The organism is Brachyspira hampsonii 30446 (assembly GCF_000316195.1).
Classification (GTDB): domain Bacteria; phylum Spirochaetota; class Brachyspiria; order Brachyspirales; family Brachyspiraceae; genus Brachyspira; species Brachyspira hampsonii_C.
The window spans coordinates 1403781-1421981 of sequence record NZ_JH994111.1; the positions used below are offsets into that span (position 1 = coordinate 1403781).

The following is an 18201-nucleotide window of genomic DNA, read 5'->3' on the forward strand; positions in this document are numbered from 1 at the left end:
CCTTTAAATCAATCATTAAGTATAAAATAAATTCCCTTAACAAGTCTAGCTGAGTTAGATCCAACACTCCTCATATTCTGCATATTCATTGACTTAACAGGATAGAAAAATAAAGGACTATTCTCATCTAAATTAGCATAATGCACCGCTATGTACTCATTGTCAGCAGCTACCCCAACAGATAACTGAGAAGCAACAGCAGCTTTATAAGATGCCTCTTTTACATCTCTATACTCGCCAATATCTTTTTCTTCAAATATATAAGGAATTCCCTCCTCTTCTATTCCATACAAAATCTGATCCATTAATTTTGAATCTGTATTTCCTAAACTATATATAATAATAGATGGTATATCCATATCAGCCATTCCTCATTGCTCTAACATAATCTAATATAAGCCCTGTAGCAACTGCATTTCTAGGTCCCTCTTTACCTCTTATATTACCTCTTCCAGCAACTATCTTATAATGAGATAAAGCATCCATAACCATTTGAGGTATTTCAAAATCTAATGATGAACCTCCAACCAATACTACAAAAGGTATATCCCTTATATTACCTGTAGAACTTACTGTTTCCAATGCCCTTATAGAATTAAATACAAATACTTTTTCTTTTGCTGTTCTTCTTACAATTCTTATTTTTTCTAACGGTATATCAGAATCTATAGGAACAAAATTATTTTCTTCTACTACTATAACTCTAGCAAATAATTTAGGATCTAAAGGCTCTTTAAAAAACTGAACAGTACCATCTTCATGTCTTATATGAAATACACTTTCAACTTTTGCCAAAGGATATTTTTTTATTCTCTCAGCCATTTCAAGATCATCTAATCCTAATTCCGAGTTAATTAAAAGTGTAACCATATTTCCGGCACCTGCTAAATGCGTATATGTTATTTTACCATCTTTATCTATTAAAGAAGCATCTGTACTTCCTGCTCCCATATCTATAATAGCCAATGGCGCAGAAGAACCCGGAGTAGTTAAAGCCCCAAGTATTGCCATATCAGCTTCAACTCCGCCTATTTCAACATTGATATTCAAATCTTTCTTAAGCTCATTTGCAATTATTTCCATTTGAAGCCTGTCTGATTTTACCATGCTTGCTATGCCTACAGCACTCTCCATAGAAAATTCATTAGCAAGTCCGCCCTTTACACTTCTAGGTACAAAAGTATCTACAGCTAATAAATCACGAATTTTAATATCATCTTTATTTTTATTTGTGAGTTTAGCCATAGTCTGCCTAACTTTTTCTATCATACCGCCTATATTAGTACCCGGCTCACCAATAATATCTTCTATATCTGCAGCTTTATTTATCGTAGACATTATTTTTTCGGCACCAGCCTCTATATCTACCTCCAAACTTTTTTTGGCATCAATTATCTTTAATTTGCCTGCAGGTATTCTTCTCTCTTTAACATTTCCTTCAGGAGTTTTTATTACAACAGCCGAACGATTTCCTATTAAAGCTCTGGCTATAGGTACAACTGACTGAGTTTCCTCAGGTGATAAATTAAATACTGTTGCTATACCATAAGGATTTGATAATGTTTCAATTACTTTACCCGGCAAAGCTACCTCAAGTGCACAAAGCATGCCTATAGGAACTTTATCTATAAGAAGCACTTCATCAACTATAGGAATATTTTTATTAATCCTATTTTGTACAAGAACACCATCATCTTTTTGTAAAATAAGTCCATTAACATTAATACCTTTTGATACAGCATTATTAACAGAATTGGCGGCATCTTTGAAATCTACGCTGCTAGGAATAACTATTATTACATTTTCACCCTTATTTATATTTGAAATATCGTCATAGAGTACGCTTTTTCCTATACCTATTCCAGAACCGCCCGGTGTCTTTGGATTATGTCCTATCATAGTAGATTCTGTTACAATGGTTTCAGTTATAGTTTCCATTGCAACATCTCCTATTACAGGTGTAGCCTCATTTATTCTTATTAAAGATATATCTTCTATTGTAAGGTTAACTTTATCTAAGCTCTTTTTCAAAACTCCAAAAATACCATGCTTATTGGAAAAAGTACCTTTTATACCCGTAGTAAATACTAAATCACTAGAGATAAATTCTACATCATTATTATCACTAATCTTAGCAACTGCAATTTCAGTAGTAGAATTGCCTATGTCTATTCCTGCAATATATTTCATTGGCACTTCCATAAATAGAAATTATTTTTTATTTGCTATGTAAGCTGCATATAAATAAAAATATTTGTCAGCTTCATAGCAATTAAAATTATTATTTTCTTCTTAAACGATCTCTCTTCTCATAAACTTCAGCAGCCTCTCTAACCAAAGAAGCAGATATTGTAGCTGAATACTTATTTTCAAGTTCATCAGCTATAGCAATTAATTCTGCCTTAGTTGATCTGAAAGGTCTTAAAGCATTATATATCTCTAATATTCTGTCATCGCTTATTCTTGTCAATTCAGCAGCTCTTCTCAAATTCATAGCAAATATTTTTCTTCCTACAGACTCTGCAATCTTTGCCTGATATTCCAAAGTTTCAGCGGTAATACGAACATCATTAGGTCCTACTCTGTCATTCATTACAGCATCTAATGTAATATCATCTAAACTTTTTCCTGTAGAAGTTTTTATTAAATCTTTTCTATTATAACCTAAAGGATAATCTTTGGCACTAACCTCAACACTGCTATTAGAAATATTTTTTGAATTGCTTGTATTACTAATATTGCTAACTATTTCTTTTATCATTTTTTCTAAAAGTTGTTCATCCATATTTTATCTCCTTATAAATTATTATAATGAAATTGATAGTTCTATAGGATCAGCATTGTCTACAACATGTTCAGTTTCTTTTATATGAAGCAAAGCTGCAATTGCCTGATATTTAGGACGAGCCATCTGATCATTACGAACAGGAACAGGAGTTGGAGATTCTCCTTTAGCATATTTAGCAGCATTTTTACCTATAGCTCTGAAAGTAGGCAAATCCAAAAGAGGCGCCTGAGGAAATAATTCAACATTACTTAAAGGAAGCAAATCTTTTTGGTGTATAACTGTAGTACCTTTAGACTGTATTCCTATACCTATTCCAGAACCGCTGTATTTGGCAGCTGCATTGGCTATAAATGATACATCTGATGTATGCAAGAAACGCAATATACGTGCCTTTAATCCTTCTTCTTCTATACCAGCTATTAATTCTCTTAATACTTGAGAATGCGGTATATGAACTATAGTTTCAGTCTGATGAAGTCCGAAAGAAGGAGCTAAACCTATTACTACTTCAGATTTATTTTTACCAACTTCAGCTTTTCCAAGCTCTTTGAAATTAAGAGGAGGAGGAGCCTGATGATTAGTACTTACATTAGGATTCGGATTGGAACTTACAGAAGTACTGCTGCTTGTATTATTATTTTGACTATTAATATTTTTTATAACTTCGCTAACTATCAATTTTAGAGTTTTTTCATCTATATTCATTACTTACTCCTTAAATAGAATCTGGGCTAATAGCATTAGGAATATTTTTAATCTCTTCCCAACGCTCTTTATTTATTTGATAACCTGTACCAGGACCCTGATAATCATTAACATCATTAACAGCACTAATAACATAACCGTTTCTATCAATGATAGCAGAAGTATGCAAATAGTCTCCAGCAACGCGTTGTTTTAACATATTCAAAACACTTTGAGCAACATCTTCAAAGCCTTTTCTATATAAAGCTTTAACAATATCTAAACCTGTTATTCCATTAGTAAGTATGCTTTGTGCTGCTTTTAAATCTTCTACAACATTTCTATCCGGCATATCTTTACTTCCATGTGCATAAGTTGCAGCTTCTACTTCTTCATCTGTGATTTCTGGGAATCCCAAATCAGCAAATATAGCCTGCATAGCTCTTGCAGCTTTATTTCTAACAGCTATTATTTCTTCTTCTTTTACAGGTCTTAATCCGCCGTCAACTTTCAAGTCTCTTTGTAATACATTGATATCATCAAAGTCTTCAGCATCAAAGTTAGAACCTGCAAACATATTGTCATAGTTAGGAGTAGAACTATAACCAGAGAATATAAAATCAGTACCAGGAAGGAACTGCATTAACATTCTTGCTGTTCTTCTTATATCTGAGTGAGAGAAAGTTTGGTCATTACCGGAAGCAACTTCCAAATCCAAACATTCTGTAATAAGGTTTTCAGCCAAAACTGCTCTGATACCGCTAGGAACTCCGCCCGGAACACCTATACAGCTTATAGAACCATTTTGCAAACCTTGTACTCCGGCACCTTTAGTGATGAATACACATCTAGCTTCCAAATAAAGCATAGATTTACCTTCAGCATATCCCATTTGTACTTCACTTCCTGTACCAGAAGTAAAACGCATTTTTAAACCGCGTGATGCATAAGATGAAGCTAAGAAAGCTTTAGAATATGGTGTATCATCTCCGTCTGTAAATACTCTTTCTGTTCCGTATACTGATATTGTTTCTGCATAACAAGTTAATCCTCTCATACCTAGCAGCAATTCAGTAGCCTCTTCTAATGAACATTGAGTAAGTATACCTGGTCTTCCAACCTGAGCACCTACCAATAAGCCTAAAGCATTAAAAGGAGCATAACGAACTATACCTACTGTAGTTTCTTCTTCATCAAAACCTCTAACAGCTGCTTCTGCCGCATCTGCTGCTATTTGTATTGGATTATCTTTTACATTAGTTACATGGCATTGATTGGAAGGAGTTTTTCTTGCTCTCATTTTCTGCAAAGCCATCATCATTTCAACAACATTCATACAGCTCATAACTTCTGATATTTTAGCAGGAGTTATAGATGTTGTTATAGGAATTATTTCACTTCTTTGTACATTAGGATCGCATAGCATAAGAGCTATTTTTTTAGAGTCAATATTCATAGCTTTTTCAGCATTCTCAATATTTATAGAATAATTAGCTATAAATGTATCTATAAAATCAAAATCTTCAGCCTTTTTACCATCAAGCTCAACTATTTTACCATTTACTATTTTAATGCTAGGTTTAGGATCATTAGGTCCGTCCATAGCTATAAGACCAACTTCAGGCCATTCGCCAACAAATCCGTCCTGATTTACTGGTCTGTTTCTTAATATTTCAAATCTTTTAGATTTCATGAGCTTCTCCTAATAATTAAATTATATATGACGGTCTGTCATTTTTAGGTGTAGAACCTAAAGTACCCAATAATTCGCAGCCTATTTCTCTAGCAGCTATTACAGCCTGTCTAACAGCTCCTGAATCACCGCATATTTGTAATATAACCTCATTTGAAAAACTAGTGCCGTTTGCCGGAGAAGCATATCCAACAACTTCTACATTAGCAGCTTTAACTGCAGTATCTGCCATAACTACACCTATAGCAGCAGGAGCACCAACACAAATTCCAAAAGCCTTACCTATTGGGGCACCAAATGCTTTGTTGCAGGCATAACTAGCTCTAGCAGTGTACTGAAGCTCTATATGTCCAGCCTCATTTCCGTAAACATCTCCGAAAGTTCTGTCCAAATCTTTTAAAGCAACCTCAACCGCGCGTCTTGAATCTGAAACATCATCTGAACCGAATATAATTAAATTACCATGACCTGCACCGCCTTTAGTATCGCGAGCTAATTGTATAGAAACAATTTCAGTATTAGTAGCTTTTACTGCCTCATCTGCTGCCAATATATGCGGACCTGCTCCTGTTCTTCCTCCTATAATACCAATAGAACGATATTTTGTTTCAAAATTCATTTTCTCCAATACACTTTTATCTACATTAGCAATAACAAGACCTATAGTATCTCCTATAGCAGTTCCTACAAACTCTATTGCTCTACTCATAAAAATTCCTCCTTAAAAATAATAAAATACAATTAATAGTTTTATTTTTTTAATACAAGTCAATGAATTAATATATATTAAGAGTAAATTTGAAACGAAAAATAGAAAATTATCAAAAAAATATACAATAAGTCATTGCTATACATAATAGTATAAACAATGAAATACTATTGTCAACAAAAAGAAATCACTTTTTTAAAAAAATGAAAAAATTTCAATAATTTGAAACAATATGTGAATTAATTTATTTAATTAAACAAATTAGAATAATTTTGAATTAATTAATAATTGTGAAAAAAAATTACTATAAAAAGATTTCCATTCCATGCTCCTCGACAGAAAAATAAACTATATATTGAAATATTCCGACTTACAGCTTTCTACATCCTACCTTCTCATCACCTCAATAGGCAACAATGGTTAACTAGGGTTCGCTACTGAATACGGCTACGGGCTAGTATAGGATTCTGACCTATTTCCTTCAATATACATATACATTATAATAAAAAAAATATAATAAATCAAGTTTTAATTTATACAAAATTATAATTAATTTGAAACATTATCAAAAAATAAAACAAAATTACCATCTTTTTAAAGAATTAGTCATATATTCAATTACATTTATATCATAAACATCATTTAATAATCTCATATCAAAATTATCTATATTTCCGAAATACATAGAACTTCCGTTTTTTAAAATCAATAATTTATCTGCAAAATTCAAAGCAGCATTTATATCATGAAGAACCGCTATAATACATCTCTTTCCATTTTTTACCCACTCTTTCAAATTATAAATTAATTCTATTTGGCTATTTAAATCCAAATGATTAGTAGGCTCGTCCATAAGTATTATACTTGGATCTTGAACTAAAGTTCTAGCTAAAAATATTCTCTGTAATTCACCGCCTGAAAGTTCTGTTATCAATTTATCTTTCAAATGCATTATTTTTAATTTTTCCATATAATAAATTACAAACTCCTTATCCTCTTTACTTGGCACTGATAAAAGTTTATCCTTATAGCTTGAATATCTTCCCATCATTATAGTATCATAAGCTGTATATCCAAAATATATAACAGACATCTGACTCATCATTGCTATAGTTTTATAAGCATCTATTTTTTTTATATCTTCATTATTAATAAGTATTTCTCCATCATCGAAATCTATTATCTTACATAGAGATTTTAACAAAGTGCTTTTTCCGCATCCATTAGGTCCTATAATACATAAACTTTCATTTGAATTGACATCAAAATATATATTACTCAAAACTTTTTTCTTATTTGAATAACTTAAAGATAAATTTTTAACTTCAACCATTTTATTTATTTTACTAATATCATTCATAACAAATCACATTCCTTTCATATTGCTGCTAGATATAAAAACATACAAAAAGAAAGGTGCCCCTATAACTGCAGTAACAATACCTATTGGAATATTAGCTCCTTGAACTATAATCCTTGAAAATATATCAGAAACATTCAATATTAATGCTCCAATTAAAGCAGACATAGGAAGTACAACTATATGCTTGGCTCCGAATATTTTTCTTGCTACATGAGGAGACACTAAATCTATAAAACCTATTATACCCGTAAATGCTACCAAAACGGCTGTTATAAATGATGAAATTAATATAAAAAATATTCTCATATTCTTAACATTTATGCCAAGTGATAAGCTAGTTTCATCTCCAAATGTCATTATATCTAATACGCTTGAGTATTTCATAAGAATAAGCAATGATATTAAAGTCATAAATATTATTATTAAAATATCCAATTTATTTCTCACAAATAAACTTCCAAGCTGCCAAAGTATTATTTGATTTGAATATTTAGGAAACATATATGATAAAAAACTCATTAAAGAACTTAGAAACAATGATATAACAATTCCGGCAAGTATTATAGAATTATTGCTCATATATTTATCTATCCTGTTTGAGATAAATAATATAAATAATATAGTGATAAAAGCAAACATCATTGATACACCTATAAACAAATATTGATTAAAAGATACACTCATAATTATAATCAATGCAGCCCCAAGACCTGCCCCTGATGATATACCCAAATTATATGCAGAGGCTAATGGATTTCTTAGTATTGACTGTATAACAACACCTGTTATAGATAATGAAGCTCCTACAAATAATGATAATATAGAATGCTGAAGTCTAATACCTATAATATCAGCATTTATTTTATTTATATTCATAATCTCGAAATTAAAAAATTTATATAATAAAATTACAAATACTTCTTTTGGATGTATAAATACGCTTCCTATACATATTGATAATACAGTAGAAATAATAACTAAAAGCAAAATTATTATAACTTTTTTAATCATTATACTAATTCCTAATTGCTTCAATATCTTTGTATTCATTAGGATAAGCATATTTAGCCATCATAATTAAAGCATTTACAATATTATGCGTAGGCAATGAACCTGAAACTATATAGTATACATCTTTATTTTTTACAGCATTTATATTCTGCCAAGATTCACGGCTTAATATTTCTTCTGTAGGATTATCTATATAGTGAACGCTTGTAAATATTATATCAGGATTAGAAAATAATACATTTTCTTCAGTAGTAGTTATCCAAGAATTTTTATCAGAAAATATATTCGACGCCCCTATAATATTTATCATATCATCTAAATAAACATTAGTTCCGAATGAATATAAATTAGGCAAAGCCGCTATTTCAAAATAAACTTTCTTTTTATTTTGTATGCTTTCACCTATAGCTCTAATATTTTCTATATTTTTGTCCATAATACTTATAATATTAGAAGCTTCATCACTTTTATTCAAAACATCGCCCAAAAAAGTTATATCATCTTCTATAGATTTTATAGTATAGCTATTTGGTATAACAGCAACACATATATCTGAAGCCTTTATAGAATCTAATGAGTTTTTTCCTGAAAATACACTGAAAGTATTAACAAAAATAATATCAGGTCTCATAGCTATCATTTTTTCTGAATCAGGATTAAGCATATCGAAAGCTGCTATATTTGATACATCAATATTATTAGTCTGTAAAATTTCTATTGAAGTAGAATCAGAAGCTGTTATCTTATCTGCAAGCCCTAATGCCAATATAACATCTGTGACGGAAGGAGACAAACATGCTATATTTTCTATTTTTTCAGGCACAACAATTTCATTTCCTGCCCTATCTTTTATAGATAAGTTTTTATTATTTGTATCTGCATTACTGCATGAAAATAAAAATATACTAAAAAAAGCAAATAAAAATATTCTAACTGTTTTCATAAAAAACTTCTTTAATTAAAAAATATTTTAACTGCAGAAGTATAAATCAAAGAATAGTTATTGTCAATTATTAATTTTCTGTTTTAATATTGCTTTCATTTATTATATAATCTGAAACTTCATTTGATAAATTTTCTATAAATAAAATTCTTTCATTAAGAGTATTTACAAAATAGTTATAAAATACCACAGTAGGTATAGCAATAATAAGTCCTGCTGCAGTAGTAAGAAGAGCATTAGCAATACCTGAAGCCAAAGCAGAAGGGTTTCCGCTTCCAGCAACTGATATTACAGCAAAGGATTGTATCATACCAAGAATAGTACCTAAAAGTCCAAGCAATGGGGCTACTGTTGATATTGTTGAAAGAGCCGAAATAAATCTTTCAAGTCTTGGGAGTTCTTTATTGGAGGCACTTTGCATAGCTTCTTTAGGCATATCAGAATTTTTAAGTCCTGACATCACAATATTTGCCAAAGGAGATTTTGATGTTTCGCATAAGGCAATTGCAGCTTTTAATTCTTTATCTTTTATTAAAGAAATAAGTTTAGGAGCCAATGAATTATCCTGAGATTTTATTCTAGTAAAATAAATAAATCTGTCAATTATTATTGTTAATCCCAATATTGAGGATATTAAAAGTCCTATCCAACAAACCATCATAGCTGAATTTAAAAGACTTTCAGAACCGAATATACCATTCATATATATAAATGCCTCATTAAAATGTCATTATTTGTTAAAACATTATAATTGTAAGAATATAAAAAATCAATAGAAATATTCTTCAATATAAAATTAAATTTACATTTAATAATAAGCATTTTTAATATTTAAACTAGAAAATATAATTCGTAACATATTATAATTTATCTTAAATAATAATTTTAAATAGTATTTAACTATGATTTTTTATTTATAAAAATTCTTGACTTTTTTATTATCAATAGTATAATAATATGCAAATATTAAACAGTTTTAGGAAAAATAAAAATGTATAATATAGTTTTTTATATAAAAAATTATCTCTCAAGGCGTTAAGCCTCCATTCATTTCATTCACATATTAAAATAAATTTCTCAAAAATAAAAGCAATTATATATTATTCTTTATAAATATTATTATAGGAGTGTTTTATATGATAAAAGTATCTGTTATAGGTGCTACAGGATATGCAGGTGCAGAATTAATAAGATTATTATTATCTCATAGCAAAGTAGAATTAAAAAATTTATCTTCAAAAAGTTTTGTAGGAAAAAGTATAAATGAAGTATATCCCAATTTAAATAAAAACTTAGATAAACTATTATTAGATGAAAATGAAATATTTGAAGATACCGATGTTCTATTTGCTTCACTTCCTGCAGGTTTAAGCGATGATATTGCAAATAAATGTTTTGAAAAAAATATTTTGTTTATAGATTTAGGTGCTGATTTTAGATTGGAAGATGAAGAAGATTATAAAAAATGGTACGGCAAAGAATATAAATATAAAAATCTTCATAAAGAAGCAATATATTCAATACCAGAAATAATTAAATATGATAATGTATACGGTAAAAAAGAATTAAAGAATGCAAAAATTATAGGAAATCCTGGTTGCTATCCTACTTCTATAGGCTTAGCATTGGCTCCTGCTTTGGTGAATAAATTGATAATAAAAGATGATATTATAATCGATTCTAAATCAGGTGCTACAGGTGCAGGACGGGAATTAAAATTAAATACTCACTTTACAGAATGTAATGAAGCATTTGCACCGTATAAAATCGCAGAACATAGACATACTCCGGAAATAGAACAGACATTATCAAATATATACGGAGAAGATATAAAAGTAACTTTTGTACCTCATTTGCTTCCATTAAATAGAGGAATAGTTTCAACAATATATGCCAAATTAGAAAATAAAAATGATACATTAGAAAATATACATAATATTTATAAAGAGTTTTATAAAGATTCATCATTTGTAAGAGTGCTTAATATTGGAGAGACAGCAAATTTAAAATATGTTAAATATTCAAACTACTGTGATATATCTTTGCATATTGACAGCAGAACAAATAAATTAATAATAGTATCGGCAATAGATAATATGGTAAAAGGAGCAGCAGGACAGGCAATACAAAACATGAATATAGCATTAGGCCTAAAAGAAGATGAAGGACTTAATTTTATTCCTCCAGCTTTTTAATATAATTAGTTGGATTAACTTAAAACTATAAACGAGCATCTGATAACCGACGAAGGAAATTGTCAGATGATTAAAAGCGAGTTTATAGCTAGCAACAATAATAAAATAATTTTAACGCTATAAACGAACATCTGATAAGCGACGAAGGAAATTGTCAGATGATTAAAAGTAAGTTTATAGCTAGCAACAATAATAAAATAATTTTAACGCTATAAACGAGCATCTGATAACTGACGAAGGAAGTTGTCAGATGATTAAAAGCGAGTTTATAGCTAGCAACAATAGGAGATTAAATAGATGACAAACATTAAACAAATTGAAGGCGGTGTATGTTCTGCTAAAGGTTTCAAAGCAAATGGAGTACATGCTGGTATAAAAAAGAATAGTGAAAAAAAAGATTTAGCAATAATTTATAGTGAAAGTTTATGTTCAGCAGCCGCTGTTTATACACAAAATAAAGTATGCGGAGCAAATATCATTGTAAGCAAAGAGCATTTAAAAGATGGTAAAGCAAAAGCAGTTATATGCAATTCTGGAAATGCTAATACCTGCAATAAAGACGGAGTTGAAAAGGCAAAGGAAATGTGTAAACTCGCAGCTGATGTATTGGGTATTGATGAAAAAAATGTAGCAGTTGCTTCTACAGGTGTTATAGGAGTTCCTCTTAATATAGAGCCTATACAAAAAAATATGAAAGTATTAATAGATAATTTAGGACATTCTAAAGAGCATGCTCAAAATGCAGCAGCAGCCATAATGACTACAGATACAACTATGAAAGAAATTGCTTATGAATTTGAAATAGACGGAAAAAAAGTTCATATCGGAGGTATGTCAAAAGGAAGCGGTATGATTCACCCTAATATGGCTACCATGCTTGCATTTGTAACTACAGACTGCAATATTACAAGTGAAATGTTGCAAAAGGCTTTAAGCGAGGATGTTAAATCTACATATAACATGATTAGTGTTGACGGAGATACTTCTACTAATGATATGTGCGTAGTGCTTGCTAATGGAGAAGCTCAAAATAATATAATAGATAAAGAAGATGATAATTATAAAATATTTTGTAAAGCATTAAATATGACAAATACTTATTTATCAAAACAGATGGCTAAAGACGGAGAAGGTGCTACAAAATTAATAGAATGCGAAGTTATAAATGCAATCGATATGAAATTAGCTAGAAAAATAGCAAAATCTGTAATCACTTCAAATTTAGTAAAAGCTGCTATGTTCGGATGCGATATGAATTGGGGAAGAATTTCATGTGCTATAGGGTATACAGAAGACGCTGATTTTGATATTAATAAAGTATCTATTAATGTAGGTTCTAAATACGGCGAGATGAATGTTTATAAAGACGGATACGGGGTAGAGTTCAGCGAAGAAGAGGCTTTGAAAATATTAAAAGAAGATGAGATAAAAATTACAATAGATATGAACTCTGGTACAAGTAAGGCTGTTGCTTGGGGCTGTGATTTAACTTATGATTATGTAAAAATTAATGGCTCTTACAGAAGTTAATAATATAAAGGAAATAAAAATGGAAAATATTTCAAATAGAGATAAAGCGTTTATATTAAATCAGGCTCTTCCTTATATACAAAAATACACAGGAAAAACCGTTGTTATAAAATACGGCGGAAGTGCTATGGAAAATCCAGAATTAAAAAAGAAAGTTATGACTGATGTTGCACTTTTATCTACAGTTGGTATAAAGGTTATAGTGGTTCATGGCGGCGGTAAAGATATCACTGCGGTACTCAATAAAATAGGCAAAGAATCTAAATTCATAAACGGACTTAGATATACTGATAAAGAAACTGCAGAAGTAGTAAAAATGGTGCTTGCTGGAAAGGTTAATAAAGATTTAGTGGCTTCTCTTGAAAACTCAGGCGGTAAATGTTTAGGTATATGCGGTATTGACGGAGGTATGTTTAAAGTAAGTAAATACAAAGGAGATGATGATTTAGGATTTGTAGGTGATGTTGATGAAGTGGATACGGATTTATTAAATACAATTATAACAAATAAATATATTCCAATAGTTGCAACTATAGGATGCGACAATGAAGGAAATGTATATAATATCAATGCTGATACTGCCGCTGCTAAAATAGCAGAAAGCCTCAAAGCAGAAACCTTAATATATATGACAGATACTCCGGGACTTTTAAAAAATAAAGATGATGAAAGCTCTTTAATAAATCAGATAAATATTAAAGATATAGATAATTTAATAAAAGACGGTACTATATCAGGAGGAATGATACCTAAAGTTAAGCATTGTATAGATGCAGTTGAAAATGGAGTATCAAAAGTATTTATAATAGACGGAAGATTATGTCATTCCTTGTTAATAGAAATGTTTACCGATGAAGGTATAGGAACTATGTTTTATAAAGACTAAAAATAGTAATGAGTAAATAAAATAAAAATGAGGGTAAAAATATGCCATGCAAAAAAACAAATAAACAAAATACTGAAAATAATGAAAAGTCAAAACTAAAAAAAGAATATATAAATAACAGTAAAAAATATGTTGCTAATACTTATGCCAGATTTGATTTGGTTTTAGAATCTGGAAGCGGTGCTAAATTAAAAGATATTGAAGGAAAAGAATATATTGATTTAGGAAGCGGAATTGGGGTTAATAGCATAGGATATGGTAATAAAAGCTGGATTAATGCTGTAGCTAATCAGCTAAAAACTCTTCAGCATACTTCTAATTTGTACTATACAAAACCTTATATTGATTTAGCTAAAAAACTATGTACTATAACAAAATATGATAAAGTATTTTTCTGCAATTCTGGTGCTGAGGCTAATGAAGCTGCTATAAAATGTGCAAGAAAATACTCTTTTGATAAATACGCCAATAATGATAAAGAATATAAAAGAAATAAAATAGTAACATTAAAAAACTCTTTTCATGGCAGAACTATGGCTACACTATCTGCTACAGGTCAGGAAGTTTTTCATAATTACTTTTTTCCATTTTTGGAAGGATTTTCATTTGCAGAGGCAAACAATTATGAAGATACTGTTTCAAAATTAAAAGATAATGCTTGTGCTATAATGCTTGAACTTATACAGGGAGAGGGCGGAGTTATACCTCTTGATAAGGAATATGTGCAGAAAGTACATAAATACTGCGAAGAAAATGATATACTTTTTATAGTTGATGAAGTACAAACTGGAGTTGGAAGAACAGGTAAATTTTTATGCTCAGAGCATTTCGGTATAAAACCAGACATAACTACATTAGCTAAAGGTTTAGGTGGAGGACTTCCTATAGGGGCAATACTTATGGGTAAAAAATGTTCTGATGTATTTAATAATGGAGATCATGGTTCTACATTTGGTGCTAATCCTATAGTGGCAAGCAGTGCTTTGGAAGTATTAAATATCATAAACAAAGACCTATTAAAAGAAGTAAGTAAAAAATCAAAGTATATAAAAGATAAATTAATGAAACTTGATAATGTAGAAAGTGTTGATGGTATAGGTTTAATGCTAGGAATAAAACTTAAAGAAGGTTTGAATGCCAAAGAAATAGTAGAAAAATGTATATCTAAAGGTGCTATTCCATTAACTGCCAAAACAAAAATAAGACTTCTTCCTCCTCTTACAATAACAGAAAAAGAATTAGAGAAAGCGGTTTCTATACTTTGTGAATGTATAGGATAATAATATAATTTTGTTTTTATAAAATAAAAGTGCATTATAATTAATTTTATTAGCAATAATAAAAAAAATAATATAATATATTATTATGAGTAAAGTATTAAAACAATCAAAGGCAGTTCTTATTACTGCACTAATGTATAATGACATAGATATATATAATTGTGTATTAGAAAAACTTATTAATAATTTCGGGGAAATTGAAATTATAAGTGATGAATATTTATTTTCGCATTCTGTTTATTATAAAGAAGAGATGGGTGAATCACTAAATAAGCGATTTATAGTTTTTAAAGATATGATAGAAAGAGACTACATAAGTGATGTAAAAAAAATAACAGATAATATAGAAAAAGAATATTCAGATGAAAACAATAGAAGAAAAATTAATATAGATCCTGCAATATTGACTTTGGAAAATTTTATTCTAGTTACAAATAAAAACTTTACGCATAGGATATATTTAAAAGAAGGAGTATTTGCAGATTTAACTCTCATATATAAAAAGAAAAAAGGATATACTGAATTAGAATGGACTTATGCTGATTATTCAAGCGATGAAACAAAAAGGTTTTTAAATAAAATAAGAGAGCTTTTCTACAATAGACTTATAGAAAGCTCTCCATTTGGTTCTAATTGGAAATAATTTTTAAGAATCTTTTATTCCGGCTATTCTTACAAACTCTTTATCCCATACACCGATATGTTCTATTAAAAGTTTAGCTAGAAGCTCAGCAAAATCAATAGCAACTTTTTTCCAATCGCTGCTTGATTTAAATGCTTTATATTGATCATCAATAGCTCTTTCAAATCTTCTATGTTCTTCAAAATGTTCTTTAATTTTATGATATTTATCTTTATGTGCAGCCTGTATTTTCTGCTCTTCAGCAAAGTGATATTTAGTGTAATCAATAGCACCTCTAAATGCTTCATCAACATCTTCTTTTACACCATTATATAAAGCAGCATGAACTTTATTAGCATATTCTATAATTTTTACATGCTGACCATCTATAATTTTATTATGAGTATAATACTGATCAAGCCATTCTAATTTTCTAGCACCAATCTTAAAGAAAGACATAGCATTGGACAACTGCTCCATCTGATCTTCAAGTTCTTTAGATGATTCATGCATAGAAGAAACCAATGTACTATTATCTTGAGTTTGTGCATCCATACTAGACATAGCACTATTTATACTATCTATACCTATTAACTGTTCTTTAGTAGTATTAGCCATATCAGCAATAACTTTTGTAGTTTCTTCAATTTTACTTTCTATATCTTCAAATAAAGTTCTAGACATATTGGCAGAATCAGTTGCTTTTTTTACCTTATCATTACTTTCTGTAATAAATGAAGTGATATTATTAACAGAACTTTGAGTAGTCTGTGCCAAATTTCTAACCTCAGAAGCAACAACGGCAAATCCCCTGCCCTGCTCTCCTGCTCTTGCTGCCTCTACTGAAGCATTCAAAGCCAGTATATTAGTCTGAAAAGCTATATCTTCAATAAACTTTACTAATCCGCTAATCTTTTGACTATATTCAAAAGCCTGACTAGTATTTTGAGCGGTTTCTGCAATAATGCTTCCGGCTTCTTCTACAGCAGTCCTTGCATCTGTCATCATATCATTAATAATAGAAGCATTCTCTGCTGTTTTCTTTATGGTACTTGATATCTCTTCTGTAGCTTCAGCTGTCTTTTCTAAATCTGATGCCTGATTCAAAGTTCTTGAAGCCAAATCTTTATTTGAATATGATAGAGAATATGCTGTCCTCTTAGTCAAAGCAACATTTGAATTAGCTACATCTATAATATCTCTTATAGATGTTTTTATATTATCAAAACTTTTTATTAATTCTCCTGTTTCATCTTTTCTGCCTAAATATTCATTATTTACCTCAAAAGTTAAATCTCCTTCAGATATTAAATTTGCTAATCTCAAAGCCTCTTTTAAAGGAGATGTTAATCTTCTTGTAAATGCTACAATAACAAGAGTTACAATTATTATTATAGCTATTCCAAATAATATAGAGAATATAATAGTTTTTCCTAGTGAAGAATATAACTCATTTTGTAAAATAGTTATTATGATGTACCAATCTGTATTATCTACATTGTAGTATGACATTAAATATTTTTGATTATCAGAAATATCCTTATAATGAGTAATACCATTTTTATTTTTTAAAACCTCGTCATAAGGAAGATAACTTTCTGCTGTAGTTAAAATTTTATTCTTGTCATTATGAGCTAATATTTTTTTATTTCCATCTATTATAGAGATTTTTCCGCTTTCTCCTATTTTCACATTTAATATGTATCCGTTAATCAAATCTCCCCAATCTACATTTCCAGATAATACCCCTAGAACTCTGCCTGTATTATCTTTTATTCCTGCCCATACTCTATAAGTAGGATTTCCTGTAGCAACTGATTTGCTTACACTTGCCTCTCCTCCTAAATTATATCCGCCAGATACAAAAGCCTTCCAACCTTCATCATTTCTATCCATAGTTACATTATTAAGAATGCCATTCTCAGAATCTATTATAGCATTTCCATTTAAATCTAATAATATAAAATTGATGAATGAATTTTTTGAAGTCTTGAAATACTTCAAAGCTTCTTCAGCTCTAAGTTTTAAAGTTTCATCCCCAGGATTTAATAAAAAATTTATTAATGATTCAGAGGTAATAAAATTTCCCATAGAAGAATAATTATCCTCTAACCAAAGATTAATTAAATTTTTATAAGAAATAGATGTTGATTCAAATCCGCTATCAACAGCATCATCTATAGCCTTTGTACTAAAAAATAATACAACCCCAACGCTAAGCAATATAGATATAATTATAGCAGTTATAAACAAAACAGGTATTTTAAATCTTAAACTATATATTTTCATACTTTCTCTCCGAAGTATATTTTTAATTATAATGTAGAATAATAACACTTATAGAAATAAATTTCAATATAATACAATAATCTTATAAGTAGTAATTATCAATAAGTATATATAATTATCCCTTACTAAAATAATTATATAATAAAATATAATAAAAGTTTTTCATATTGCAAAATTTTTTATAAATAATATCGTATATATATAAAAT

At 29.5% G+C, this 18201-nt stretch carries 16 protein-coding genes and 1 riboswitch; of the genes, 5 read left to right on the forward strand and 11 right to left on the reverse strand.

Annotation, left to right across the window (positions count from 1 at the left end; translation table 11 throughout):
- Window positions 1-8: 8 nt before the first annotated feature.
- The 10 genes from A966_RS10835 to A966_RS10880 all read right to left on the reverse strand — a co-directional run bounded on the left by A966_RS10835 (window position 9) and on the right by A966_RS10880 (window position 9894).
- Window positions 9-368: a glycerol dehydratase reactivase beta/small subunit family protein gene (locus A966_RS10835; protein ID WP_232817771.1), complete on the reverse strand. Its 360-nt coding sequence runs from the start codon at window positions 366-368 to the stop codon at window positions 9-11.
- On the reverse strand, window positions 361-2190 hold the full coding sequence (locus A966_RS10840; RefSeq protein ID WP_008725497.1) for a diol dehydratase reactivase subunit alpha: 1830 nt from the start codon (window positions 2188-2190) through the stop codon (window positions 361-363). Before A966_RS10840 ends, A966_RS10835 begins: the two co-directional genes overlap by 8 nt.
- Before the next feature lie 91 nt (window positions 2191-2281).
- Window positions 2282-2785 (reverse strand): diol dehydratase small subunit, encoded by a 504-nt coding sequence (locus A966_RS10845; RefSeq protein ID WP_008725498.1) that lies wholly within the window; start codon window positions 2783-2785, stop codon window positions 2282-2284.
- Between the two features lie 21 nt (window positions 2786-2806).
- Window positions 2807-3493 (reverse strand): propanediol/glycerol family dehydratase medium subunit, encoded by a 687-nt coding sequence (locus tag A966_RS10850; protein WP_008725499.1) that lies wholly within the window; start codon window positions 3491-3493, stop codon window positions 2807-2809.
- A 10-nt stretch (window positions 3494-3503) separates the two neighbouring features.
- Window positions 3504-5165 (reverse strand): propanediol/glycerol family dehydratase large subunit, encoded by a 1662-nt coding sequence (locus A966_RS10855; protein ID WP_008725500.1) that lies wholly within the window; start codon window positions 5163-5165, stop codon window positions 3504-3506.
- Window positions 5166-5181: 16 nt separating this feature from the next.
- Window positions 5182-5874, reverse strand: a complete 693-nt coding sequence (gene pduB / locus A966_RS10860) for a propanediol utilization microcompartment protein PduB (protein WP_008725502.1) — start codon at window positions 5872-5874, stop codon at window positions 5182-5184.
- A 337-nt stretch (window positions 5875-6211) separates the two neighbouring features.
- A riboswitch (cobalamin riboswitch) is annotated at window positions 6212-6382 on the reverse strand.
- Window positions 6383-6457: 75 nt separating this feature from the next.
- A complete protein-coding gene (locus tag A966_RS10865; protein ID WP_008725504.1) occupies window positions 6458-7234 on the reverse strand; it encodes an ABC transporter ATP-binding protein in 777 nt (258 codons plus the stop codon).
- Window positions 7235-7240: 6 nt separating this feature from the next.
- Entirely contained in the window at window positions 7241-8248 is a 1008-nt protein-coding gene (locus A966_RS10870; protein ID WP_008725506.1) for a FecCD family ABC transporter permease, read from the reverse strand.
- Window positions 8249-8252: 4 nt separating this feature from the next.
- Entirely contained in the window at window positions 8253-9191 is a 939-nt protein-coding gene (locus tag A966_RS10875; RefSeq protein ID WP_008725509.1) for an ABC transporter substrate-binding protein, read from the reverse strand.
- A gap of 70 nt (window positions 9192-9261) precedes the next feature.
- A complete protein-coding gene (locus tag A966_RS10880; RefSeq protein WP_008725511.1) occupies window positions 9262-9894 on the reverse strand; it encodes a MotA/TolQ/ExbB proton channel family protein in 633 nt (210 codons plus the stop codon).
- A gap of 433 nt (window positions 9895-10327) precedes the next feature.
- Here A966_RS10880 and argC point away from each other — a divergent pair, with 433 nt between their 5' ends.
- From argC to A966_RS10905, 5 genes are all read left to right on the forward strand, one after another.
- Window positions 10328-11386 (forward strand): N-acetyl-gamma-glutamyl-phosphate reductase, encoded by a 1059-nt coding sequence (gene argC / locus A966_RS10885; RefSeq protein WP_008725512.1) that lies wholly within the window; start codon window positions 10328-10330, stop codon window positions 11384-11386.
- A 297-nt stretch (window positions 11387-11683) separates the two neighbouring features.
- A complete protein-coding gene (gene argJ, locus A966_RS10890; protein ID WP_008725515.1) occupies window positions 11684-12916 on the forward strand; it encodes a bifunctional glutamate N-acetyltransferase/amino-acid acetyltransferase ArgJ in 1233 nt (410 codons plus the stop codon).
- Between the two features lie 19 nt (window positions 12917-12935).
- Entirely contained in the window at window positions 12936-13802 is an 867-nt protein-coding gene (gene argB, locus A966_RS10895; RefSeq protein ID WP_039955760.1) for an acetylglutamate kinase, read from the forward strand.
- A gap of 41 nt (window positions 13803-13843) precedes the next feature.
- Complete coding sequence (locus A966_RS10900) at window positions 13844-15082, forward strand: aspartate aminotransferase family protein (protein WP_008725520.1); 1239 nt, start codon at window positions 13844-13846, stop codon at window positions 15080-15082.
- A gap of 85 nt (window positions 15083-15167) precedes the next feature.
- Window positions 15168-15725 (forward strand): DUF4416 family protein, encoded by a 558-nt coding sequence (locus tag A966_RS10905; protein WP_008725523.1) that lies wholly within the window; start codon window positions 15168-15170, stop codon window positions 15723-15725.
- 3 nt (window positions 15726-15728) lie between these two features.
- Here the strand turns inward: A966_RS10905 and A966_RS10910 are convergent, their stop codons facing one another.
- Window positions 15729-17993, reverse strand: a complete 2265-nt coding sequence (locus A966_RS10910; protein WP_008725526.1) for a methyl-accepting chemotaxis protein — start codon at window positions 17991-17993, stop codon at window positions 15729-15731.
- Between the last annotated feature and the right edge of the window lie 208 nt (window positions 17994-18201).